At 57.8% G+C, this 22,161-nt stretch carries 23 protein-coding genes; 19 read left to right on the top strand and 4 right to left on the bottom strand.

From position 1 onward, the window contains the following. Positions 1-79 precede the first annotated feature (79 nt). From NDJ10_RS08890 to NDJ10_RS08875, 4 genes are read left to right on the top strand one after another with little or no spacing between them, the layout of a single operon-like run. A complete protein-coding gene (locus tag NDJ10_RS08890) occupies positions 80-943 on the top strand; it encodes a branched-chain amino acid ABC transporter permease (RefSeq protein WP_296161280.1) in 864 nt (287 codons plus the stop codon). Then, positions 943-2,151, top strand: coding sequence for a branched-chain amino acid ABC transporter permease (locus NDJ10_RS08885; protein WP_296161279.1), 1,209 nt, complete (start codon positions 943-945; stop codon positions 2,149-2,151). Before NDJ10_RS08890 ends, NDJ10_RS08885 begins: the two co-directional genes overlap by 1 nt. After that, complete coding sequence (locus NDJ10_RS08880; RefSeq protein ID WP_296161278.1) at positions 2,148-2,921, top strand: ABC transporter ATP-binding protein; 774 nt, start codon at positions 2,148-2,150, stop codon at positions 2,919-2,921. The genes NDJ10_RS08885 and NDJ10_RS08880 overlap by 4 nt, the downstream gene beginning before the upstream one ends. Beyond that, entirely contained in the window at positions 2,921-3,616 is a 696-nt protein-coding gene (locus NDJ10_RS08875; RefSeq protein WP_296161275.1) for an ABC transporter ATP-binding protein, read from the top strand. The genes NDJ10_RS08880 and NDJ10_RS08875 overlap by 1 nt, the downstream gene beginning before the upstream one ends. Positions 3,617-3,635: 19 nt before the next feature. On the opposite strand, the gene upp is transcribed toward NDJ10_RS08875, so the two are convergent. Both upp and NDJ10_RS08865 read right to left on the bottom strand, forming a co-directional pair. Next, on the bottom strand, positions 3,636-4,280 hold the full coding sequence (gene upp / locus NDJ10_RS08870; RefSeq protein WP_296161274.1) for a uracil phosphoribosyltransferase: 645 nt from the start codon (positions 4,278-4,280) through the stop codon (positions 3,636-3,638). A 25-nt stretch (positions 4,281-4,305) separates the two neighbouring features. Next, positions 4,306-5,826, bottom strand: coding sequence for a helicase HerA-like domain-containing protein (locus tag NDJ10_RS08865; protein WP_296161273.1), 1,521 nt, complete (start codon positions 5,824-5,826; stop codon positions 4,306-4,308). 58 nt (positions 5,827-5,884) lie between these two features. Between NDJ10_RS08865 and NDJ10_RS08860 the strand changes: the two genes are divergently transcribed. The 10 genes from NDJ10_RS08860 to NDJ10_RS08815 are packed head-to-tail and all read left to right on the top strand — an operon-like array spanning position 5,885 to position 15,264. Further along, on the top strand, positions 5,885-6,613 hold the full coding sequence (locus tag NDJ10_RS08860; protein ID WP_296161272.1) for a YebC/PmpR family DNA-binding transcriptional regulator: 729 nt from the start codon (positions 5,885-5,887) through the stop codon (positions 6,611-6,613). Beyond that, complete coding sequence (purD, locus tag NDJ10_RS08855) at positions 6,610-7,926, top strand: phosphoribosylamine--glycine ligase (protein ID WP_296161269.1); 1,317 nt, start codon at positions 6,610-6,612, stop codon at positions 7,924-7,926. The genes NDJ10_RS08860 and purD overlap by 4 nt, the downstream gene beginning before the upstream one ends. Continuing rightward, the gene (gene hemF / locus NDJ10_RS08850) at positions 7,923-8,846 is read left to right on the top strand and encodes an oxygen-dependent coproporphyrinogen oxidase (protein WP_296161268.1); all 924 of its coding nucleotides are present in this window, start codon (positions 7,923-7,925) and stop codon (positions 8,844-8,846) included. Before purD ends, hemF begins: the two co-directional genes overlap by 4 nt. Positions 8,847-8,854: 8 nt before the next feature. Beyond that, positions 8,855-9,460: a nicotinate (nicotinamide) nucleotide adenylyltransferase gene (gene nadD, locus NDJ10_RS08845; RefSeq protein WP_296161266.1), complete on the top strand. Its 606-nt coding sequence runs from the start codon at positions 8,855-8,857 to the stop codon at positions 9,458-9,460. Then, on the top strand, positions 9,460-10,296 hold the full coding sequence (gene rsfS, locus NDJ10_RS08840; RefSeq protein ID WP_296161265.1) for a ribosome silencing factor: 837 nt from the start codon (positions 9,460-9,462) through the stop codon (positions 10,294-10,296). The genes nadD and rsfS overlap by 1 nt, the downstream gene beginning before the upstream one ends. A 9-nt stretch (positions 10,297-10,305) precedes the next feature. Continuing rightward, entirely contained in the window at positions 10,306-10,773 is a 468-nt protein-coding gene (rlmH, locus tag NDJ10_RS08835) for a 23S rRNA (pseudouridine(1915)-N(3))-methyltransferase RlmH (protein ID WP_296161264.1), read from the top strand. Beyond that, positions 10,770-11,372, top strand: a complete 603-nt coding sequence (locus NDJ10_RS08830) for a Maf family protein (RefSeq protein ID WP_296161262.1) — start codon at positions 10,770-10,772, stop codon at positions 11,370-11,372. Before rlmH ends, NDJ10_RS08830 begins: the two co-directional genes overlap by 4 nt. 21 nt (positions 11,373-11,393) lie before the next feature. Continuing rightward, positions 11,394-12,869 (top strand): ribonuclease G, encoded by a 1,476-nt coding sequence (gene rng, locus NDJ10_RS08825; protein WP_296161261.1) that lies wholly within the window; start codon positions 11,394-11,396, stop codon positions 12,867-12,869. Between the two features lie 53 nt (positions 12,870-12,922). Beyond that, positions 12,923-13,981, top strand: coding sequence for a glycosyltransferase family 4 protein (locus NDJ10_RS08820; protein WP_296161259.1), 1,059 nt, complete (start codon positions 12,923-12,925; stop codon positions 13,979-13,981). Positions 13,982-14,025: 44 nt separating this feature from the next. Continuing rightward, the gene (locus NDJ10_RS08815; RefSeq protein ID WP_296161257.1) at positions 14,026-15,264 is read left to right on the top strand and encodes an O-antigen ligase family protein; all 1,239 of its coding nucleotides are present in this window, start codon (positions 14,026-14,028) and stop codon (positions 15,262-15,264) included. Between the two features lie 30 nt (positions 15,265-15,294). On the opposite strand, the gene msbA is transcribed toward NDJ10_RS08815, so the two are convergent. Together msbA and NDJ10_RS08805 are read right to left on the bottom strand one after the other, a co-directional pair. After that, the gene (gene msbA / locus NDJ10_RS08810) at positions 15,295-17,040 is read right to left on the bottom strand and encodes a lipid A export permease/ATP-binding protein MsbA (protein ID WP_296161256.1); all 1,746 of its coding nucleotides are present in this window, start codon (positions 17,038-17,040) and stop codon (positions 15,295-15,297) included. Between the two features lie 36 nt (positions 17,041-17,076). Next, entirely contained in the window at positions 17,077-17,847 is a 771-nt protein-coding gene (locus NDJ10_RS08805) for a glycosyltransferase family 2 protein (protein ID WP_296161254.1), read from the bottom strand. Positions 17,848-17,915: 68 nt separating this feature from the next. Here NDJ10_RS08805 and NDJ10_RS08800 point away from each other — a divergent pair, with 68 nt between their 5' ends. Genes NDJ10_RS08800 through NDJ10_RS08780 form a run of 5 tightly spaced genes read left to right on the top strand, consistent with a single transcriptional unit; the run spans position 17,916 to position 22,134 of the window. After that, entirely contained in the window at positions 17,916-18,767 is an 852-nt protein-coding gene (locus tag NDJ10_RS08800; protein ID WP_296161252.1) for a glycosyltransferase family 2 protein, read from the top strand. A 10-nt stretch (positions 18,768-18,777) separates the two neighbouring features. Continuing rightward, positions 18,778-20,043 (top strand): Tol-Pal system beta propeller repeat protein TolB, encoded by a 1,266-nt coding sequence (gene tolB, locus NDJ10_RS08795; protein ID WP_296161250.1) that lies wholly within the window; start codon positions 18,778-18,780, stop codon positions 20,041-20,043. 20 nt (positions 20,044-20,063) lie between these two features. Beyond that, positions 20,064-20,594 (top strand): peptidoglycan-associated lipoprotein Pal, encoded by a 531-nt coding sequence (gene pal / locus NDJ10_RS08790; protein ID WP_296161248.1) that lies wholly within the window; start codon positions 20,064-20,066, stop codon positions 20,592-20,594. Then, positions 20,591-21,379, top strand: a complete 789-nt coding sequence (ybgF, locus tag NDJ10_RS08785) for a tol-pal system protein YbgF (RefSeq protein ID WP_296161246.1) — start codon at positions 20,591-20,593, stop codon at positions 21,377-21,379. The genes pal and ybgF overlap by 4 nt, the downstream gene beginning before the upstream one ends. After that, the gene (locus NDJ10_RS08780; protein WP_296161245.1) at positions 21,376-22,134 is read left to right on the top strand and encodes a tRNA threonylcarbamoyladenosine dehydratase; all 759 of its coding nucleotides are present in this window, start codon (positions 21,376-21,378) and stop codon (positions 22,132-22,134) included. Before ybgF ends, NDJ10_RS08780 begins: the two co-directional genes overlap by 4 nt. Positions 22,135-22,161 lie beyond the last annotated feature (27 nt).

The raw sequence follows: 22,161 nt of genomic DNA, 5'->3' as shown, positions 1-22,161 counted from the left end.
ATTTGCGCTGACAAAACTTTCTGTCCTTGCGAGCCAGCCGCATCCGGCCGAATACCGCACATGACCCTTTAAATTTCGCATGGCATTCTTCACCATTTCATTGCTCAACGGCCTCAGCTACGGGCTGCTGCTGTTTATGCTGAGCTCGGGGCTAACGCTGATTTTCAGCATGATGGGGGTGCTCAACTTTGCCCATGCCTCGTTTTATATGCTGGGCGCCTACTTTGGCTACAGCGTGACAGGGTGGCTAGGTTTCTGGCCGGCACTGGTATTGGCGCCATTGGTTGTTGGCGGATTGGGGGCCTTGTTTGAGCGCTTTGTGCTGCGCCGGGTGCACCGGTTTGGCCATGTGGCCGAGCTGCTCATCACCTTTGGCATGAGTTACCTCATTCTTGAAATCGTGCAACTCGTGTGGGGGCGCAGTTCGGTGGATTACCGCGTGCCGGTGGCGCTGGATGGACCGTTGCTGACGCTGTTCGACACCCAGTTCCCGCTCTACCGTGCCTTCATGATGGTGGTTGCCTTGCTGATGCTGGCAGCCCTGTGGTTGCTGCTGACGCGCAGCCGCATCGGGCTGGTGATCCAGGCGGCTTTGACGCACCCCGGGATGGCCGAGGCGCTGGGCCACAACGTGCCGCGTGTGTTCATGTGGGTGTTTGGTGGTGGCTGCGCGCTGGCAGGTCTGGCGGGTGTGCTGGGCGGCAATGCTTTTGTCACCGAGCCGGGCATGGCCATGGCAGTGGGGGGCATCATTTTTGTGGTGGTGGTGGTTGGTGGCATTGGTTCGCTGGGCGGGGCATTTCTGGCTTCACTGCTGATTGGCCTGATGCAGACCTTTGCCGTGGGCCTGGACGTGTCGGTGGCCCCGATCCTGCCCTATCTGTTGCTGGTGCTTGTGCTGATTTTTCGGCCCAGGGGTTTGCTGGGCACGCGGGGCGACTGATGGGGCGCACCGTGGTGTGGGGCCTGTATGCATTCATGCTGGCGTTGGCGCCCATGATTTTTACCAGCAGTCTGAGCCAGACATTGTTGAGCCAGATGGGCATTGCCATCATCGTCTGTCTGAGCTACAACATGCTGCTGGGGCAGGGCGGTATGCTCAGTTTTGGCCATGCTGTGTATTCGGGCATGGGCGCCTTTCTGGCCATGCATACCTTGAACCAGGTGACCGACGGTCTGGCGCTGCCGGTGAGTTTGATTCCCCTGGTCGGTGGATTTTCCAGCATGGCTGTTGCACTCGTGCTGGGTTGGGTCACAACCAAAAAAGCCGCCACACCGTTTGCCATGATCACGCTGGGGCTAGGTGAACTGGTGTGGGCCATGGCGTTGATGTTCCCGGGTTTTTTTGGCGGCGAGGCAGGGGTATCAGGCAACCGGGTGGCGGGCAGCCCGGTATGGGGCATCAGCTTTGGCCCGCAAATCGAGCTGTATTACCTGATTGCGGTCTACACCTTTGTCTGCACAGGGCTCATGTATGCCTTTACCCGTACCCCGCTTGGGCGCATGTTGAACGCCGTACGCGACAACCCGGAGCGAGTCGCTTTTGTTGGTTACAACCCGCAGGTGGTGCGCTATCTCGCGTTTGTGATTGCCGCATTTTTTGCCGGGATTTCAGGAGGCTTGGCGGCACTCAATTTTGAGATCGTGACCTCCGAGGTGGTTAGCGGAACACGTTCGGGTGCCTACCTGTTGTTCACTTTTCTGGGTGGCACCACTTTCTTTTTTGGTCCCATCATTGGCGCCATTCTGATGGTGCTGGCGTTTGTGCTGCTGTCCGGGTTCACCCAGGCCTGGCTGTTGTATCTTGGGCTGGTCTTCATCGTGATGGTGATGGTCGCGCCCGGTGGTGTGGCCTCGCTCATCATGGCGGCCAGGCATGGTTTTTCAAGGCGACTGTGGGTGAGTTATCTGGCGCTGTGGTTGACCGGGCTGCTCTCTCTGGCGGGTGCAGCCGCCCTGCTGGAAATGGTCTACCACCTGCAACTGGACGCTGCACTGGGCCCTGAGTTGTCTTTTATCGGGATCACGCTCAATGTCAAAGGGGTCGGCAGCTGGATGGGGTCGGGCCTGGTCATGCTGACCGGCCTGGGACTGTTTGTGTTGAGCCAGCGCCAGTTGGTGCTGGACATCAAGCGTCCGGAGGCGTCATGACCCAAGCTGCAGACGCCCTGGTTTTGCAAAACGTTCACAAAAACTTCGGCAAAACTGAAATCATCCGCGGCATCAGCATGGCCGTCAAAGCGGGTGAACGTGTTGGCATCATCGGCCCCAATGGCGCCGGAAAGTCGACCCTGTTCAACCTGATCAGTGGCCGCTTTGCACCCACAGCGGGCCAGATCCTGCTCAATGGCTGCCGCATTGACGGCAAACAACCGTATCAGATCAACCGCATGGGTTTGGCGCGCAGTTTTCAGATCAGCAACATCTTTCCCACGCTCAGCGTGTTCGACAATCTGCGCTGTGGCGTGCTCTGGCGTCTGGGCTACAAGTACACGTTTCTGAAATTCCTGGCGGGTCTGGACGATGCCAATGCACAGACGCAAGCCTTGATGGAAAGCGTGCACCTGGACAAGCAGCGCGACACCCTGGCCATGCACCTGAGTTATGCCGAGCAACGCGCGCTGGAGGTGGGCATCACCATCGCCAGCGGTGCCAATGTGATTTTGCTGGACGAGCCCACTGCAGGCATGAGCCAGTCCGAGACCAGTCGTTTCATCCACCTGATCAGACAAGCCACCGATGGCAAAACCCTGTTGATGGTGGAGCATGACATGGGCGTGGTGTTTGGCCTGGCTGACAAAATTGCCGTGCTGGTTTATGGTGAATTGCTGGCTTTTGATACGCCGCAGGCAGTGCGTGCCAACGCGCAGGTGCAGGAAGCTTACCTGGGTTTGGTGGCGACGCAGGCAGGGTTGGTGTGATGCTGGACGTTGAACAACTGCACGCTTTCTACGGCAAAAGTCATGTGCTGCATGGCGTTTCGCTGCAGGTGGGGGTGGGCGAAATTGTGGCGCTGCTGGGGCGTAACGGCTCGGGACGCTCCACCACCGCCAAAGCCATCATGGGATTGGTCGAGGCGCAGGGTTCCCTGCTTTGGCAGGGTCGGCAGATGCTGGGCAAAAAAACCTTCGAGATCGCCCAGTCGGGACTGGGCTATGTGCCCGAGAGCCGGGACATTTTTCCCACTCTGACGGTGGCACAAAACCTGTGGTTAGGTCAAAAACACCGCCACAAAGCGGGCCGCTGGACGCAGGACGATATGTACCGTCTGTTTCCGCAGTTGCGGGCGCGCCAGCATACCGAGGCCGGTGTGCTGTCCGGCGGCGAGCAGCAAATGCTGACCCTGTGCCGTACCCTGATGGGCGACCCCGACCTGATCATCATCGACGAGCCCACCGAAGGTCTGGCCCCAAGATTGATTGAAGGGGTGGGGCAATTCCTCAAGCAACTCAAGGCGCGCGGTATCGCGGTGCTGCTGATCGAGCAAAAGCTGACGATTGCCCTGGACGTGTCCGACCGCTGCTACGTGATGGGCCATGGCAGCGTGGTCTTTGAAGGCACGCCGGAGCAATTGCGCCAAGCCAGCGCGATTCGCAGGGAGTGGCTGGAGGTCTGAACCTGCTTGGCCGGAATGTTTACTGCGTGCCAAAAATCCGGTCACCCGCATCACCCAGGCCTGGCAGGATGTAGCCGTGGCTGTTGAGTTGGCGGTCGATGGCCGCGGTGTAGATCGGCACATCCGGGTGGGCTTCGCGCAGCGCCTTGACGCCTTCAGGACAGGTCAGCAGGCAGACGAACTTGATCGACCTGGGCTGTAGCGCCTTGATGCGCGTGATGGCTGCGATGGCCGAGTGGCCGGTGGCCAGCATCGGGTCCACCACCACCACGTCGCGCTCCGGCATTTCCTTGGGCATCTTGAAGTAGTACTCGACCGCCTGCAGCGTGGCCGGATCGCGGTACAGACCGATGTGGCCCACGCGTGCGCCGGGCACCACGCTCAGCATGCCGTCCAGAATGCCGGTGCCGGCGCGCAGGATGGACACCAGCGCCAGTTTTTTGCCGTCAATGACCTTGGCGGTCATGGTTTCCAGCGGGGTCTCGATCTCCACTTCCTGCATCGGCATGTCGCGTGTGACCTCATAGGCCATCAGCATTGAGAGCTCGTTGAGCAGCGTGCGAAAACTGGTCGTGCTGGCGTCCTTGCGGCGCATCAGCGTGAGCTTGTGCTGTACCAGCGGGTGGTTGATGAGGTGAACCATCGGGTCTTGGGGAGTTGTCATGGTATTTCTTTCCTTAAGTTTGGGTTTATCGCCTGGAGCCGCCAAAAATGCCGCCCAGCACGCCGCGGATGATCTGTCGGCCAACCTCGCGGCCGATGGAGCTGGCAGCGCTTTTGAAGAGTTGTTCACCGGCTGAGGTGCGTCGGCCACCGCCGCCGCCCAACAGGCTGCCCAAGCCCGAACTGATGCTGTCGAACATGCCGCTACCTTGGGCTGCGGGTGCCTCGCTGGTGCTGGCCGCCTTGCTCTCGGCTTGTGCTGCGCGCGCTGCGGCGTGGCCCTTGAGTTTTTCATAGGCCGAATCGCGGTCCAGCGTTTTTTCGTAGACCCCGGCGACGATCGACTCGGTCAGCAGGGCCTGGCGCTGGGCAGGTGTGATCGGTCCGATCTGGCTCGCCGGTGGCAGCACAAAGACACGCTCGGTGGGGCAGGGACGGCCTTTGGTGTCGAGAAAACTGACCAGGGCCTCGCCCACGCCGAGCTCGGTGATGGCGGCGCCCACGTCCAACCCGGGATTGGGGCGCATGGTGTCGGCAGCCGACTTGACCGCTTTCTGGTCGCGCGGGGTGAAGGCACGTAGCGCGTGCTGCACCCGGTTGCCCAATTGGGCCAGCACGCTGTCGGGAATGTCGAGCGGGTTTTGTGTCACAAAATAGACGCCTACGCCTTTGGAGCGCACCAGGCGTACCACCAATTCGATGCGTTCGATCAGCACCTTGGGCGCGTCGTTGAAGAGCAGGTGCGCCTCGTCAAAGAAAAAGACCAGTTTGGGCTTGTCCAGGTCGCCCACTTCGGGCAGGTTCTCGAATAACTCGCTGAGCATCCAGAGCAAAAACGTGCTGTACAGGCGCGGTGAGTTCATGAGTTTGTCGGCCGCCAGGATGTTGACCATGCCGCGGCCAGCGTTGTCGGTCTGCATGAAATCGTCGATGTTGAGCATGGGCTCGCCAAAGAACTGGTCGCCGCCCTGCGCTTCGATCTGCATCAGGCCGCGCTGAATGGCCCCAATGCTGGCGGCGCTGATGTTGCCGTACTCGGTGGTGAACTCGCTGGCGTTGTCGCCGACAAACTGGCACATCGCGCGCAGGTCTTTCATGTCGAGCAGCAGCAGGCCGTCATCGTCGGCAATCTTGAACACCAGCTGCAGCACGCCGGCCTGGGTCTCGTTGAGGTTGAGCATGCGCCCCAGCAACAGTGGTCCGAGGTCGCTCACGGTGGCGCGCACCGGATGACCCTGCTCGCCAAATACGTCCCACAATGTGGTGGGGAAAGCGGCAAATTCAGGCGTCTCCAGGCCGCGCTCGGCAATTACCTTGGCCAATTTGGGGGTGGCCGAGCCGGCTTGGGACAGGCCGGTCAGGTCACCCTTGACGTCGGCCATGAACACCGGTACGCCCATCCTGGAAAAACCTTCGGCCAGGGTTTGCAGCGTGATGGTTTTGCCGGTGCCGGTGGCGCCGGTGATCAGGCCATGGCGGTTGGCTTTGTCGGGTTGAAGATGGCATTGAATTTGGCCGTGCTGGGCGATCAGGATGGGTTCTGGCATGTCTGGCTCCAAAAGTACAATCTAAGCAGTAGCGTAACGAACTTTTGAAGGATTTCACGTGGCAGGACATAGTAAATGGGCCAATATTCAGCACCGCAAAGGCCGTCAGGACGAAAAACGCGGCAAGATCTGGACCCGCATCATCCGTGAAATCACGGTGGCGGCGCGTGCCGGTGGCGGTGATCTGTCCACCAACCCGCGTCTGCGCCTAGCCATTGACCGGGCCAAGGCCGCCAACATGCCGGCCGACCGCATCAAATACAACATTGACAAGGCGACAGGGTCGCTGGACGGCATCAATTACGAAGAAATCCGCTATGAAGGTTACGGCATTGGCGGCGCGGCCATCATCGTCGACACCATGACCGACAACAAGGTGCGCACCGTGGCTGAAGTGCGCCACGCTTTCTCCAAATACGGCGGCAACATGGGCACCGAAGGCTCGGTGGCATTTCAGTTCAAGCATTGTGGCCAGATCATTTTTGCGCCGGGTACTTCGGAAGACAAGGTCATGGAGGTGGCGCTCGAGTCGGGCGCGCAAGACGTGATCAGCGATGACGAAGGTGCGATCGAGGTGATCACTTCGGTGGCTGACTTCGAAGCCGTCAAGAACGCGCTGGATGCTGCAGGCCTCACGCCGGAGGTGGCCGAGGTCACCATGCGTCCGGAAAACCCGATCGAGCTCAGCGGCGATGAAGCCGCACGCATGCAAAAGTTGCTTGATGCGATTGAAGACCTGGACGACGTGCAAGGCGTCTACCATAACGCCGAACTGGACGCCGAATGAAAATCCTGGTCATTGGCGGCGGTGGTCGCGAGCACGCTTTGGCTTGGCGCCTGGTGCAATCGCCGAAAACGCACAAGGTCTATCTTGCCCCCGGCAATGGCGGCACGGCGCAGGACGACCGTTTTGAAAATGTGCCGATCACCGATGTGAACGAATTGTGTGCCTGGGCACTGGCGCAAAAAATTGCGCTGACGGTGGTCGGGCCGGAGGTTCCGCTGGCAGCGGGTGTCGTGGATGTGTTTCGCAAACAGGGGTTGCGTATTTTTGGTCCGACGCAGGCGGCAGCGCAGCTGGAGAGCTCCAAGGCTTTCTCCAAGGCCTTCATGCAGCGCCACAACATTCCGACGGCCGAGTTTGATACCTTCACCGACGCGGCAGCGGCCCACGCCTATATCGACCAGAAAGGTGCGCCAATTGTGGTCAAGGCCGACGGTCTGGCTGCCGGCAAGGGCGTGGTGGTAGCCGCCACCATCGCTGAAGCGCATGAGGCGGTGGACTTCATGCTGCTTGACGATGCGCTGGGCGTGGTGCACAACGCCGGTGCCGATGGCGCGGCCGTGCCGCGGGTGGTGATCGAAGAATTTTTACAGGGCGAGGAGGCCAGCTTTATTGTCATGGTGGATGGCAAAAATGTCTTGCCACTGGCCACCAGCCAGGACCACAAGCGCCTGCTCGATGGTGACCAGGGTCCCAACACCGGTGGCATGGGCGCCTATTCGCCCGCACCGGTGGTCACGCCCGACGTGCACGCCCGGGCCATGCGCGACATCATTCTGCCTACGGTGCGCGGCATGGAAAAGGACGGCATTCCTTTCACTGGTTTCCTGTATGCCGGCCTCATGATCGACGCCCAGGGGCGCCCCAAGACGCTCGAATTCAATTGCCGCATGGGTGACCCCGAAACCCAGCCGATCATGATGCGACTCAAAACCGATCTGGTCGACGTGATGATGGCAGCGACCGAACCGGGTCCGCATGGCAGGCTTGATCAGGTCGAGCTGGAATGGGACCGCCGTACCGCCCTGGGTGTGGTGCTGGCGGCGCACGGCTACCCGATGCGTCCGCGCAAGGGTGATGCCATCAGCGGCATTCCCCCTGCGGCAGAGGATGCCTGCGTGTTCCATGCCGGCACGGCCTTAAAAGACGGTCAACTGGTGACCTCGGGCGGGCGCGTGCTGTGTGTGACGGTGCTGGCCGACAACGTGCGGCTGGCGCAGCAGCGCGCCTATGAAGTGACCATGGGTATTCGTTTTGATGGCATGCAGTACCGCCGTGACATTGGTCACCGCGCCGTCAAGGGGCCGCAGGCATGACGGCACAGGCCTTGCCGACCGGGCGTGTCAGCGCTTATCTGCGCAGTTTGCAGGATCGCATTACCGGGGCCATTGCCGAACTGGATGGCTCGACGTTTCTGACCGACCCATGGCAAAAGCCCACGGGCGAGGCCTTGCAAGGGCAGGGCATCACAAAAATTCTGGAAGGTGGCGCCGTGTTCGAGCGCGCCGGCTGCGGCTTTTCGCATGTGAGCGGTCCCAAATTACCACCCTCAGCCACACAACATCGCCCCGAACTGGCCGGTGCGCCGTTTGAGGCCATGGGCGTGTCGCTGGTGTTCCATCCGCGTAATCCCTACGTGCCCACGGTGCACATGAATGTACGCATGATTTCTGCCAAGGGTCACGATGGCGCCGAGGTGTGCTGGTTTGGTGGCGGCATGGACCTGACGCCGTATTACGGCTTTGAAGAAGACGCCATACATTTCCACCAGACCTGCCAGTCTGCGCTGCAGCCGTTTGGCGAGGACAAATACCCGCGCTTCAAGACCTGGTGCGATGAGTATTTTTATTTGAAGCATCGCAACGAGCAGCGTGGCGTGGGCGGTGTGTTTTTTGACGATTTCTCTGAGCTCGGCTTCGAGCCCAGTCTGGCCATGATGCAGGCCTTGGGGGATTCGTTTTTAAGTGCCTACCTGCCGATAGTGATGCGCCGCAAAGACACGCCCTATGGCGAACGCGAGCGTACTTTTCAGCTTTACCGGCGTGGCCGCTATGTGGAATTCAACCTGGTCTGGGACCGGGGCACCCATTTTGGCCTGCAGTCGGGCGGCCGCAGTGAGTCCATTTTGCTGTCGATGCCGCCCTTGGTGAGTTGGGCCTACCAACAGGTGCCAGCTCCAGGCACGCCCGAGGCGGCGCTGTACAGTGATTTCCTGGTACGCCGGGATTGGGTTTGAAGCCGGACATGCCACAGGCACGGCGCATCGGTGTGTTTGGCGGTGCCTTCGATCCGCCGCACCTGGCGCACCGGGCCTTGCTGGAAACGGCTCTGAACGAGCTCAAACTGGATGTCCTGCATGTGGTACCCACGGGCGATGCCTGGCACAAACCACGCCAGCTGACATCGGCCGTGCACCGGCTGGCCATGGTGCAACTGGCTTTTGGGGATGTCGCCAAAATTTGCATCGACAGGCGGGAAATAGACCGCGTTGGCCCGAGCTACACCATCGACACCTTGCGTCAGATGGCGGCCGAAGAACCCGGGGCCGAATTGTTTTTGCTCATGGGAGCAGACCAGGCCGCCGCCCTGACCAGCTGGCACGAATGGCAGGCCATTGTTCAATTAGCTATAATTAGTGTAGCTACTCGTGCCCATTCATCAAATACCAACGACTCGTTTGAAGCTGAAAGATTGTTTCCCGAGCGGTTTTTGCACTTGGGCCTGCCAGCCCTGCACGTGAGCGCCACCCAGATTCGCAGCAACATTGCCAATGGGCAACCAGTGCAAACACTGGTGTCTGAGCCCGTTGCGCGTTATATTGCCGACCATCACCTTTACCAATCACATTGATGACTACCAAAACTACTGCCCCAGGCACTGCCAAGAAACCGGCCAAGGCCGCTGCCAAGTCCGCCATATCCGCGGCCAGCAAATCCCTGACAAAGCCTGTTGCCAAGCCGGCCTCGGCAACGGTAGAAAAAAAGGACGTGCAGAAATTGCAGCGTGCCATTGTGGACGGGCTTGAGGATGTGAAAGCGCAAGACATTGTGGTGTTTGATACCGAGCACCTGTCGTCCCTGTTTGAGCGGGTCATTGTTGCCTCGGGTACTTCCAACCGGCAAACCAAGGCGCTGGCCATGAGTGTGATCGATGCCGTGCGTGATGCCGGCTTTGCCAAGCCGCGCGTGGAAGGTGAGGCCAACGGCGAATGGATCATTGTCGATTGTGGCCAGGCCGTGGTGCATGTGATGCAGCCCACCTACCGTAGTTATTACAACCTGGAAGAATTGTGGGGCGACAAACCAGTGCGCCTGAAGTTTGGCGCCGCCAAACCGGTGGTGATGGCTGAGCCCAGCGCTGCCAAAGCCAAGGCCGCCAAGGAAGCAGCCAAGCCGGCAGCCAGCTTGCGCCGCTCCAGTGCGGCCAAGCAGGGTGTTCAGGAAGCCTTCCCGTCCCGGGCGCAGATGGCCAAGACGGCTGCCGCAGAGGCAGCGGCAGCCAAAAAAACCGCCGCCAAGACCGCTGCAACGCCCAGGCGCAAAGCCGCGGAAGGTGATGCCGTGGCCAAGCCGCGCCTGAAGACGTTGGTGGTGAACGCGCCGGTCAAGCCCGCCGCCAAAAAATCGGCGGCCAAAACGGTCGCCAGGAAGGCACCCGCCAAAAAGCCGGCCGTGCGCAAAGCCTGACGCCGCACTGTGCGTCTGCTGATTGTTGCCGTCGGTCAACGCGTGCCCGACTGGGCGCAAACAGCGTGGGACGACTATGCCAAGCGCTTCCCCTTTGAACTCAAGGTCGAGCTGAAGGCCGTCAAGACCGAGCCCCGCGCCTCCAAATCCCTTGAAACTTTGTTGGCAGCAGAGCGCGCGCGCATTGAGGCTGCCATTCCCAAGGGTTTCAGAATCGTCGCGCTGGATGAACGTGGTACCGCCTTGAGCACCATGGCTTTGGCTGGAAAGCTCAAGGATTGGCAGTTGTCGGGCGACGATGTGGCGCTGGTGATTGGCGGCCCCGATGGGCTTGACCCCGTTTTCAGACAGGCAGCACACGAGCGGGTGCGCCTGTCCGACCTGACCCTGCCGCACGCCATGGTGCGCGTGCTGCTGATCGAGCAGCTTTACCGGGCTTGGTCGATTAACGCCAACCATCCGTACCATAGAGAATGAGTCATTTTGTTTATCTCGCCTCCCAAAGCCCGCGCCGCCGGCAATTGCTGGAGCAGTTGGGCGTGGCCTACGAGTTGTTGTTGCCCGCGCCTGACGAAGATGCCGAGGCGCTGGAAGCCGTGCTGCCGAACGAAGCGCCGCTGCGGTATGTGCAGCGTGTGACCCAACTCAAGCTAGATGCCGCATCGCAGCGTTTGCAAAACCGCAACTTGCCGCCAGCGCCGGTGCTGTGTTCCGACACCACGGTGGCGCTGGGCCGGACGATTTTGGGCAAGCCGCTGGATGCCAAGGATGCCGAACGCATGCTGGCTACCTTGTCCGGCAAAACGCACCGGGTGTTGACTGCGGTCGCACTCGGCACGCCGCAGGAACGCCAGCAGGCAGTGTCCATCTCCCGAGTGACCTTTGCGACCATGACGCCGGCGCAGATTCAGGCTTATGTGGCCACGGCTGAGCCCATGGGCAAAGCCGGTGCCTATGCGGTGCAGGGCAGGGCGGCGGCGTATATTTCGCATTTGAGTGGAAGTTATTCAGGCATCATGGGATTGCCGATGTTTGAAACAGCCCGTTTGCTGCGGGCTTTTGGCTTCGCTGTCTAAAGTTTAAGAAAACCCAAGCCCATGCAAGAAGATATTTTGATCAATTGGTCGCCCCAGGAGACCCGGGTGGCCGTGGTGGAAAACGGCGTGTTGCAAGAGCTGCATGTGGAGCGCACGCTGGAGCGCGGCCTGGTGGGCAATGTCTATCTGGGCAAGGTGGCGCGCGTGTTGCCAGGCATGCAGTCGGCCTTCATTGACATTGGCCTGGAGCGTGCGGCCTTCTTGCATGTGGCCGATGTGTGGCACCCCCCCGCCGAAGGCGAGACGATTTCGGCAGCCCGCAATGCTGCGACCCAGATTCCGATTGAAAAACAGGTGTTTGAAGGTCAGAGCCTGATGGTGCAGGTCATCAAGGACCCGATTGGCACCAAGGGCGCGCGCTTGTCCACCCAGATCAGTATTGCCGGGCGCATGCTGGTGTTTTTGCCACAGGACGATCACCTGGGCGTGTCGCAAAAAATCCCGCCCGAGCAGCGCGACGAGCTGCGCCGGCGGCTGGAAACCCTGGTGGGCGCGCAGGGCGGCGGCTTCATTTTGCGCACCAACGGTGAAGAGGCCACTGACCAGGAACTGGCAGACGACATTGCTTACCTGCGCAAAGCCTGGGCGCGCATTCGCCAGGCTGCCAGCAAACTGCCTGCCACCTCACTGCTGCACCAGGACTTGAGCTTGTTGCAACGGGTGCTGCGCGATTTGACGACTGAGTTCACCCAATTTATCAAGGTGGATTCACTGGAACAGTTTGGTGTCATGAAGGCCTTTGGCCAGGAATTCATGCCCGCGGCGGCTCAAAAACTGGTGCATTACAGAGGCGAGCGGCCGATTTTTGACCTCTATGCCATCGACGAGGAAATTGCCAAGGCGCTGGGTCGGCGCGTTGAATTGAAGTCGGGCGGCTATTTGATGGTGGACCAGACCGAAGCCTTGACCACGGTCGATGTGAACACCGGTGGTTTTGTCGGTGCGCGCAATTTTGACGACACCATTTTCAAGACCAATTTGGAGGCAGCCCAGGCCATCGCGCGGCAACTGCGTCTGCGCAATCTGGGGGGCATCATCATTGTTGATTTCATCGACATGGCGCCCGAAGAGCATCGTGAGGCGGTGCTGGCTGAAATTCGCAAGCAGTTGGCGCGTGACCGGGTCAAGACCATGTGCGGTGGTTTCTCGCAACTGGGTCTGGTGGAGATGACGCGCAAGCGCACCCGGGAATCGTTGGCGCACATGCTGTGCGAGCCGTGCCCGGTGTGCGAGGGCAAAGGCATTGTGAAAACCGCACGCAGCGTGGCTTACGATATTTTTCGCGAGATCCTGCGCGAAGCACGCCAGTTCAACCCCAGGGAGTTTCGCGTGGTGGCGTCCCCCAAAGTGATTGAGTTGTTCCTGGACGAGGAAAGCCAGCATCTGGCGGGCTTGAGCGAGTTTATTGGCAAGCCGGTGTCCTTGCAAAGTGAAAGTGCCATGGGGCAGGAACAATATGACATCGTGCTGCTGTGAGGTTCTTGCCTCTGAGCAATTGAGTCATTGCATTTTTGAGCAAGGTAAAAATTTTGTCCCAGCTTGAAGTGATCCATGTGGTGCGTCGTTATGGGCCGGTCGGTGGCATGGAGCGTTACGTCTGGGAATTGACGCACGAGCTACAAGCACTGGGGCATCGGGTGAGCGTTATTTGCGAGCGCTGCCATTTGGAGAAACCTGAAGGCATTGCAGTTTACGAACTGGGCGAGATAGCGCCACGCCCACGCTGGCTGTCCTTGCTGCGTTTCAGCCGGCGCGTGGCACGGTTTTTGGCAGATCATCCCAGTCCGAACAGCGTGATCCATAGCCACGAACGTCTCAATATTCACCACATCACAACCTTTCATGGCCCGCCCTTTGCGACGGTTCTGGACAAACCCTGGTGGCGCCTGATTTCCTTGCGCATTGCCATGCAATTGTTTTTGGAACGACGCGAGTTATCGACGCCACGCTATGTGGTGCCGAACTCTCAGTTCATCAGCAAGTCCCTGGCGCACTACTATCCAGAGTTGGCACAAAAGTTGACTGAACCGATTGTTCCGGGTGTGGTTCCTGGTGCCCTGCGCGAACCGAGTCAGGTTCCGCCTGACGGTGGCATTGTTGGTTTTGTCGGCAAGGAGTGGCAGCGCAAGGGTTTGCCTCGGGTTGTCGAAACGGTTGCCGCGTTACGACGCAGCAGACCTAATGTGCAGTTGTACGTGGTGGGGCCGGCGGCTGCCGATGTGGCAGCTTTGTTTGCCGATTGGCAAGGTGGCTATAAATTGATGGGATGGCGTGAGGCGGCCTCTTACGCTGCCTTTGATGTCCTGCTGCACCCCGCCAAAGCCGAGCCTTATGGCATGGTCATCAGTGAGGCCATGGCTGCCAAAGTTCCTGTGCTCATTTCTGATGTATGCGGTGCTGCGGCGCATGTCACGGCGGCGTCAGGTGCCGTGTTGCCGCTGGCGGCACCACTTGATGCCTGGGTTCAAGCCCTGGATCAACAATTAAGTCGTATCGAGCCCGTGCCGCAATTTGAACGGAGTTGGCGCACGGTGGCGCAAGAGTATGCGGAGATTTATTCTGAAATACAGACTGGCGACTTGAAGTGACAAGCGTTCATGTCGGGCTAATTGATCTTCGTTAAAGTCGTTTCATGCTATCCATCAATTCAAACCGTATCAATGCCCGCATTGCAGTCGTATCGTTGGCGGCGGCTTCCGCGGGCCTATCAATGGTCGTCATGAGCCTCGGCAAACTATTGTTATTCTTCGCCGTATTGCTTGTGGTGCTTCGAAACAAGCAGCAGCCCAAGGGACCGGCGTCGTGGCAAACCTTGTGGACACCAAAAATAATCCTGGTGATATTGGCTGCGTTTGCAGGCAGCTTGCTATGGACGACCGGGCCTTTCGACCATTCCATGGAAGCGCTAGGAAAGTACGGGAAATTTTTGGTGATTCCAGCGATGTTGATTCTGATCAGAACGCGCCAGGAAGCGACGCTGGTGCTGATAATTTTTCTGGGGTTCCAGGTATTTTTGTTATTGAGTAGCTGGTTACTGTATTTTCATGTGCCCGTGGTTTGGGCCACTGGGAAACACGCCAAAGAACTTTTTGCCGTGTTTTCGACTTATCTGGATCAGAGCATCATGAGCGCAATCCTTGCTGCTCTGTTTTGGCATTTAAAGTCCCTGGCACCCAACCGCTTGCTGTTTTATGGCGCTATCACGGTCTCGTTGCTGGCTTTGGGGAGTGTTTTCTTGGTATTCGTGGGGCGCACAGGACAACTGGTTGGCCTGACCATGATCGCGCTGGCTGTTTTTTGGGCTTTGCCCAGGCGCTATCGCTTGGCCTCGGTCGCCATACCGCCTTTGATCGCCTTGTTGGCTTTCAGTTTTGAGGCCGTACCGCAGAGATTTCTAACCGCCGGATCTGAGGTTTCATCTTATATGGATAAACCTGCTGCGACCACTTCGACGGGTGTCCGGCTTTATTTCTGGAAAACTTCCTTGGAAGCCATGGCTCAGAAACCACTGGCAGGTTCCGGTGTTGGCAGTTGGACGACGCAGTACAACAGAATTGAAGCTCTGAAAAATACTGATTTTGAGCCCTTCAAGGTTGCTAGCAACCCCCATCAGGAGTTTTTGTTGTGGGGTGTTCAGCTCGGTGTGGGCGGGATTCTGCTTCTTTTGGCATTCATGGGCGCAGTCATGAAGGATCTGCATAACATGGATGCCCCCATTGCCAGAGCCGGTCAGTCGGTACTGGCCGCTTTGGTGGTTGCTTGCCTGTTCAATTCTTCGCTTTACGATGCGAATATTGGTTCGTTCTTTTGCTTGACGCTGGGTGTCTTGCTGGCATGGGGTGGCCATCGTCGACACATGACTAAGGGATAAAAATTAGAACTTGGCGATTTTTCAATCGACTCAGGTTTGCATCCGACTGAGGTTGGCGTAATAGCCATTGGCACGCAGCAGTTCGGCATGGTTTCCTGCCTCGACAATTCGTCCCTGATCCAGCACCACAATGCGATCGGCGCGCTCGATGGTGCTGAGCCGATGGGCGATGACCAGCGTGGTGCGATTCTTCATGAGCGTGGCCAGGGCCGCCTGAACCTGCCGTTCTGATTCGGTGTCCAGGGCTGACGTGGCTTCATCAAGAATCAGAATGGGGGCATTCTTGAGCAGCGCCCGCGCAATCGCAATACGCTGACGCTGTCCGCCCGAGAGTCTGGCGCCGTTTTCACCAATGAGGGTGTCCAGCCCCTCGGGCAATTGTTCAATGAAGTCCCAAGCGTTGGCGGCACGGGCCGCCTGGATCACATCGTCACGGCTGCAGGTGTCGCGCGATCCAAAGGCAATGTTGGCCTCGATCGTGCTATTGAACAAAACGATGTCCTGACTGACGAGCGCGATGTTGTGGCGCAAACTGCCCAGCGTCAGTTCGTTGATGTCAATGCCGTCAATACGAATGTGGCCGGACGTGACGCGGTAAAAGCGTGGAATCAGTGCGCTGATGGTCGTCTTCCCACCCCCTGAGGCGCCAACCAGGGCAATGGTCTGGCCCGCGCCAATATGCATAGTGACGTTTTCCAGCGCAACGCGGTCGGCTCCGGGATAGCGGAAGTTGACGCCGTCAAACTCAAGATTGCCTTGGGCGCGGTTCATTTCGAGTTTGCCGCTGTCGTCTTCGGGTGGGGAATCGAGCAATGCAAAAACGCTTTCGCAAGCCGCCAAGCCACGTTGCAAAAGTGCGTTGACCGTGGTGAGTTGCTTGATGGGTGAAATCAGCATCAACATGGCGGTAATAAAGGAAACGAATCCGCCTGGGGACGAGCCGGCTTGGCCTGTCGCTTGGCTCAAGGCCAGATAGGTAATGATGGCGATCGCCACGGAGGCTGCCAGGTGGGTGATGGGGGTGATGGCCGATGCCGGTACCGCCTCGCGCATCATGGCGCGACGCAGACGCTCTGTCTCGATCCGGAAGCGTTCGATTTGTTGAGGCTGTCCGCCGAATATTTTGATGACCTTGTTTGCAAGCACCGACTCCTCGATGGCATGTGACACCAGCCGGATGGATTCCAGGGTCAGACGCGTGGCAGCCCGGATGCGTTGGCTGAAGGCTTTGACGATAAACGCAAACAGCGGGCCGATCGCCAGCGTGATAAGCGTGAGTTTCCAGTCCAAGTACAGCAAATAGGCGATCAGCGCCAGTGCGGTGAGGGATTCGCGCACGATGGTGATCAGCACGCCGGTGGCCGCTTCGGTGATTTGGCCGACGTCATAGATCAGGCGGGAGATGAATTTTCCCGCAGATTGATCGTGGTACACCTGTGCTGGCAAGACGAGGATTTTTGCGAACATCTCACGCCGCAGATCGGTAATGAGACGGGTTGATGTCCAGGTCATCAGGTAGCTGGTGATGAACGAGAAAATGCCCCTGATCAAAAATAAAACCACGATGCCGATTGGAATGAGCCAGACCATGCGCGCATCTTCGGTTTTGAAACCTTGATCCAGCAAATATTTCATGATGGCCGGGAAAGCAGGTTCCGTCGTGGCAATGGCAACCATGCCCAGCACCGCGAGGCCAAAGGCTTTCCAGTACGGCCTGACGTAGGAGAGCAGTCGGAAATAGATGGTGCGATTGCTCAGGGTGGGGCGCTTAAACATGGACTGCACCCTGGCGCCAGATGGATTGACTTCGGCTTATTTGGGTGCCTGCCATTGGGGTCCCTTTTGCAACTCAATGGCTTTGACATAACGGTAAAACGTACCCTCAAAATTCCCCAGCGCGATGACGAAGCCAGCCCAGCCGTCCAGAAAGCCCAACTTGAAAACGTAGTGCTTCACGAATGACCAGAGGCCGTGCGCCAGCGCTGAACCCATGCTGATCTTCTTGTGCACGATCTTCTCGGCGCCCAGGCTGGAGTAGCGATTGGCCTTGTGCATGACCTCGCTCATGTTTTTGAACGGGAATTGCCAGATGGCATTTTTCAGATGACCGATGGCTTGAGCAGAGTCCAGAACATAGCCTTCGTGCACCGGCTTGAGGTCATAGTGCATCCGGCCTTTGCGGAACAACTGTGGCTGGCGGTAGTTGGGGTACCAGCCGGAGTGTTTGATCCAGCGGCCCATGAAGTAATTGCGGCGCGGTACCCAGTAGGCGTCCACGGACGCTGGATCTTGTGTAATGGCGCGGATTTCATCAGCTACTTCGGGCGTGCAGCGCTCATCAGCATCGAGGCTAAAAATCCAGTCATGGGAGCAGGCTGCAATGGCCTGATTACGCAGGTCACCGAAGCCCTTGAAGTCCACCTGTACAACACGGGCGCCAAGCTTGGTGGCAATCTCGGGTGTGCCGTCCGTGCTCCATGAATCGACCAGGATGATTTCGTCAGCCCATGGGACGCTCTCGATGGTTGCGGCCACCTTTTCGGCTTCGTTGTAGGCAATGATGTAGACGGAAATTTTGCTCATTGGTGATGTTAGCATTCTGTGTTTCACGTGCTCAAGGAGCACAAGACAGCGATGTAGTCTAGTCCAAAATGAACGCTTCCGATCTTGTCTCCGTGGTGATCACCACCTACAACCGTAGCGACGCGCTGCTCGCCGTTCTGGACGGTTTGTCGCGCCAGAGTGATCGACATTTTGAAGTGATTGTTGCTGATGATGGTTCCCGCGACGAACATGTTCGGCCGCTATTTAAATCTGACCTTGCCAAGGCGCTGAAGTTGGTGCATGTCTGGCATCCTGATGTTGGCTTTACCGCAGCGTGCATTCGCAATCGCGGGGTGGCTCTGGCAAGCGGCTCCTATGTTATTTTTCTGGATGGTGATTGTGTGCCAGAGCTGGACTTTATTGCGCAGCACAAAGCGCTTGCCCAACCCGATTTTTTTGTCAATGGCAGCCGGGTATTGTTGTCGCCTGAGCTGACGCAGCGCGTACTGGCAGGTTCAGCGCAGATTTGCGGCCGCAGCTGGTTTTTCTGGCTTGTGCAACGGATGCTTGGACATGCCAGCAAGCTCACCCACCTGTTGCGTCTGTCCGATGCACCCCGCCGCCTGGAGCGCGAGTTTTCCTGGAAAGGCATTCGCAGTTGCAATATGGGTGTGTGGAAAGCTGACTTTGAACGGGTGGATGGATTTGATGAATCCTTCATTGGCTGGGGACATGAAGATGCTGACTTTGTCTTACGCCTGCATCACAGCGGGGTGATGCGCAAGAATGGCTATTGCGCAACTGAAGTTTTTCATCTGTGGCACATGGAAGCGAGTCGTAACAAGGCGTCACAGAATGCCCAACTTGTCGAAGAGCGTGTTAAAAATGGGTTGATTCGTTCTACCTTGGGCTATTCTCAGGTCCGGCTCAATGACAATGCTCAGATAACAAGACTGTGATAATGCACCAATGATGAAACGCTTCTTTTGCTATTTTCTGACCTGCTTGATCTGTAGCCCGGCCTTTGCCCAGTTTCGCATTGAAGTTTCCGGTGTGGGGTTGACACAAATACCCGTGGTGATCGCGCCTTTCAGGGGGCAGGAGGCGTTGCCGCAAAAAATTTCCGAAATCATTCGAGCCGACCTGGAGCGCAGTGGCCAGTTTCGCGTAATCAATTCGCCTGTGGGTGCTTTTGATGAGACTTCGCGCCCTGAACTCACCGCACTGCGCCAGGCCGGCGCGGATGCTTTCGCTTCGGGTAGTGTCTTGAAACTGGCGGACGGCCGTATTGATGTGCGTTTCCGTCTGTGGGATGTGGTGAAAGGGCAGGATTTGGGCGGCCGCAGTTTTGCGGTGTCCTTACCAGACTTGCGCTTGGCCGCGCACCGGGTGGCCGATGACATTTATGAAAAACTGACCGGGGACAAAGGTGTGTTCTCAACGCGCATTGCCTATGTCACCAAAGCGGGTCAACGTTACCAACTGTGGGTGGCCGATGCCGATGGTGAAAATGCGCAGTCAGCGCTGGCCAGTCCGGAACCCATTATCTCACCAGCCTGGTCCCCCGACGGCAATCAGTTGGCTTACGTCTCGTTCGAGTCGCGTAAACCGGTGGTGTATGTGCATAATGTGAGCACCGGAAAGCGCCGTCTGATCGCCAACTTCAAAGGTTCCAACAGTGCACCTGCCTGGTCGCCTGATGGCAATACACTGGCTTTGACGCTCAGTCGTGACGGCGGCTCCCAGCTGTTTTTATTGTCTGCAGCAGGGGGCGAGCCGCGTCGGTTGCTTCAATCAACCAGTATTGACACTGAACCCGCTTATTCACCCAATGGACAACATATTTACTTTGTCAGCGATCGGGGAGGGACGCCCCAGATTTATCGGACCACAGCATCCGGACAAGGAGTGGAGCGTGTCACATTTACCGGGACTTACAACATTTCACCGGCCATCAGTCCGGACGGTCGCTGGCTCGCTTATATTTCAAGGGTAGGGGGCGCTTACAAGTTGCATTTGATGAATCTGACTGATGGTGCCGTGAGTATGGTCACGGACTCGACCGCAGACGAAAGCCCCAGTTTTTCTCCGAATGGCAAGATGCTGGTGTATGCAACCCAGCAGCAGGGGCGTGAGGCGTTGATGACGAGCACACTGGACGGCAAAGTCAAAGCCAGGTTGAGCGGACAACAAGGGGACATCAGAGAACCACATTGGGGTCCTTTTTTCAAATAACAGTTTTGGAGTGATTCAGGATGAGAAATTTTGTTTTGATTGGTTTGATTTCGACCCTTTTGGTGGCTTGCGGCACTTCGGTCCCGCTCAATGACGTGCCTGTTGTGGATGCCACATCGACAGCCGTCACCGCTGATCCGGGTGCGCTGCGTTCCGGCGTCCAGGGGGGAGGCGTGACCCCGGTGGATTTAGGTCGTACGTCCGATCAGGCCCCTGCGCCAACTGAATCCCGCCTGGTTTATTTTGACTATGACAGCTTTGTTGTTAAACCAGAATTTCAATCGGTCATTGCCGCGCATGCCCGATTTCTACGTGCTCAGCCGACGCGCAAAGTAGCTATTGAAGGCCATACCGATGAGCGCGGTGGGCGCGAGTACAACCTGGCTTTGGGTCAGAAACGGGCTGAAGCCGTGCGTAATGCACTATCGCTCCTGGGCGTCTCGTCAAACCAGATGGAAGCGGTAAGTTTTGGCAAGGAAAAACCCGTAGTTACAGGCAGTGATGAAGCTGCATTTGCTAAAAATCGTCGTGCCGAGATCCGGTATCCATGAGTCGTTTGTTAACCATGTCCTCTTTGTTTTCCAAGTCCATCGCTGTTTCTTTGCTATGTTGGTGGTCTGTTGGCAGCTTGCATGCAGCATTGTTTGAAGATGACGAAGCGCGTAAAGCGATCCTGGATTTGCGTCAGCGCGTGGACATCATGCGGGGGGACGCTGATCAAGCCCGTCAGGCTTCGACCAGTGAGTTGGCGGGGCTTGGTAAAAGCTTGCTTGATTTGCAGCGTCAAATTGAACTATTGAAAGCCGAGATTGCGACGCTGCGCGGCAGCAACGAGCAGATGATGCGTGAACTATCTGAAATTCAGCGTCAACAAAAGGATCAGTTGCAGGCTGTTCAAGCGCGTTTCAGCAAACTCGAACCCGTGACCGTCCAACTCGATGGTGTAGAGTTCTTGGCAGATCAGTCTCAAACACGGGACTTTGATGCGGCATTGGCAGTGTTTCGGAAAGGTGATTTTGTCAATGCACAGAGTCTTTTTTCGGGCTTTGTGGCGCGCTACCCCAACAGTGGCTATGTGGTTCCTGCGCTGTTCTGGTTGGGGAATGCCCAATATGCCATGCGCAGCTACAAGGAAGCCATGGGCAATTTTCGTGCCTTGATCGCCAAAGATCCCGAACATCTCCGTGCACCCGAGGCGGTGTTGTCAGTTGCCAACTGTCAGCTGGAGCTGAAGGACAGCAAAGGTGCACGTAAAACGCTGACTGATTTGGTGAAAGCCTATCCACAATCAGAAGCAGCAGTTGCCGCCAAAGAACGTCTCGCGACCCTTAAATGACAGAGGTGCTGGATAGACGTTTTGGCGGGCTTGAACGCTTGTTTGGTCTGGCTGCGGCTGACCGTATTCGGAATGCGCATGTTGCCATCGTGGGGATTGGCGGTGTTGGCTCCTGGGTCGCGGAAGCCTTGGCACGAAGCGGCGTGGGGCGGATCACCCTGATCGATTTCGATCAGGTGGCAGAGTCCAACATCAATCGTCAGATTCAGGCGGTCCAGGCCAGTGTTGGTCAAGCCAAGGTGGATGCCATGCGCGAACGCATCCTTTCTTATTTTCCAGAGTGTCAGGTTACCTGTGTGGAGGCTTTTGCCGAGTCTGACAACTGGCCCTCGATTTTGCCAGCAGGTGTGAATGCCGTGGTCGATGCCTGCGATCAAGCCAGAGCCAAGATCGCCATGGCCGTGTGGGCCAGAAAAACCGGTGCAATGCATGTGATGGTTGGCGCAGCGGGCGGCAAGCGTTACGCCGAGAAGGTCACCGTGGCCGATGTGCTGGATGTGACGCACGATCCCTTGCTTGCCAAAGTGCGCTACCAGTTACGCAAGGAATTGGCACCCCTGCGGGCTGCCAAAAAAATGGGGATCACCTGTGTCTACAGCCCGGAAGCTGTCGCTCCGCCAGATGCTTCTTGTGGCATTGAGGGTGATGGCAGCTTGAATTGCCACGGTTTTGGTTCACTGGTGACGGTCACTGCAAGCTTTGGTTTGTGTGCCGCGGGTGTTATTTTGAATAAATTGAGTTCCGCAAGCACGTAAGTGCCCGGAATTTGTTTACAATATGAG

It is taken from the genome of Rhodoferax sp., from assembly GCF_023700745.1.
GTDB lineage: Bacteria > Pseudomonadota > Gammaproteobacteria > Burkholderiales > Burkholderiaceae_C > Rhodoferax.
The sequence above is the reverse complement of the archived record's forward strand: the minus strand, read 5'-3'. Positions and strand labels throughout refer to the sequence as shown.

What these genes read in the sequence shown, in the direction of transcription:
- hemF (WP_296161268.1), top strand. Translation starts at nt 7,923, where the DNA reads ATGACGGCACAGGCCTTGCCGACCGGGCGTGTCAGCGCTTATCTGCGC.
- NDJ10_RS08875 (WP_296161275.1), top strand. Translation starts at nt 2,921, where the DNA reads ATGCTGGACGTTGAACAACTGCACGCTTTCTACGGCAAAAGTCATGTG.
- NDJ10_RS08780 (WP_296161245.1), top strand. Translation starts at nt 21,376, where the DNA reads ATGACAGAGGTGCTGGATAGACGTTTTGGCGGGCTTGAACGCTTGTTT.
- msbA (WP_296161256.1), bottom strand. Translation starts at nt 17,040, where the DNA reads ATGTTTAAGCGCCCCACCCTGAGCAATCGCACCATCTATTTCCGACTG.
- pal (WP_296161248.1), top strand. Translation starts at nt 20,064, where the DNA reads ATGAGAAATTTTGTTTTGATTGGTTTGATTTCGACCCTTTTGGTGGCT.
- NDJ10_RS08805 (WP_296161254.1), bottom strand. Translation starts at nt 17,847, where the DNA reads ATGAGCAAAATTTCCGTCTACATCATTGCCTACAACGAAGCCGAAAAG.
- tolB (WP_296161250.1), top strand. Translation starts at nt 18,778, where the DNA reads ATGATGAAACGCTTCTTTTGCTATTTTCTGACCTGCTTGATCTGTAGC.
- NDJ10_RS08890 (WP_296161280.1), top strand. Translation starts at nt 80, where the DNA reads ATGGCATTCTTCACCATTTCATTGCTCAACGGCCTCAGCTACGGGCTG.
- rsfS (WP_296161265.1), top strand. Translation starts at nt 9,460, where the DNA reads ATGACTACCAAAACTACTGCCCCAGGCACTGCCAAGAAACCGGCCAAG.
- NDJ10_RS08815 (WP_296161257.1), top strand. Translation starts at nt 14,026, where the DNA reads ATGCTATCCATCAATTCAAACCGTATCAATGCCCGCATTGCAGTCGTA.
- upp (WP_296161274.1), bottom strand. Translation starts at nt 4,280, where the DNA reads ATGACAACTCCCCAAGACCCGATGGTTCACCTCATCAACCACCCGCTG.
- NDJ10_RS08885 (WP_296161279.1), top strand. Translation starts at nt 943, where the DNA reads ATGGGGCGCACCGTGGTGTGGGGCCTGTATGCATTCATGCTGGCGTTG.
- nadD (WP_296161266.1), top strand. Translation starts at nt 8,855, where the DNA reads ATGCCACAGGCACGGCGCATCGGTGTGTTTGGCGGTGCCTTCGATCCG.
- purD (WP_296161269.1), top strand. Translation starts at nt 6,610, where the DNA reads ATGAAAATCCTGGTCATTGGCGGCGGTGGTCGCGAGCACGCTTTGGCT.
- NDJ10_RS08880 (WP_296161278.1), top strand. Translation starts at nt 2,148, where the DNA reads ATGACCCAAGCTGCAGACGCCCTGGTTTTGCAAAACGTTCACAAAAAC.
- rng (WP_296161261.1), top strand. Translation starts at nt 11,394, where the DNA reads ATGCAAGAAGATATTTTGATCAATTGGTCGCCCCAGGAGACCCGGGTG.
- NDJ10_RS08865 (WP_296161273.1), bottom strand. Translation starts at nt 5,826, where the DNA reads ATGCCAGAACCCATCCTGATCGCCCAGCACGGCCAAATTCAATGCCAT.
- NDJ10_RS08830 (WP_296161262.1), top strand. Translation starts at nt 10,770, where the DNA reads ATGAGTCATTTTGTTTATCTCGCCTCCCAAAGCCCGCGCCGCCGGCAA.
- NDJ10_RS08800 (WP_296161252.1), top strand. Translation starts at nt 17,916, where the DNA reads ATGAACGCTTCCGATCTTGTCTCCGTGGTGATCACCACCTACAACCGT.
- ybgF (WP_296161246.1), top strand. Translation starts at nt 20,591, where the DNA reads ATGAGTCGTTTGTTAACCATGTCCTCTTTGTTTTCCAAGTCCATCGCT.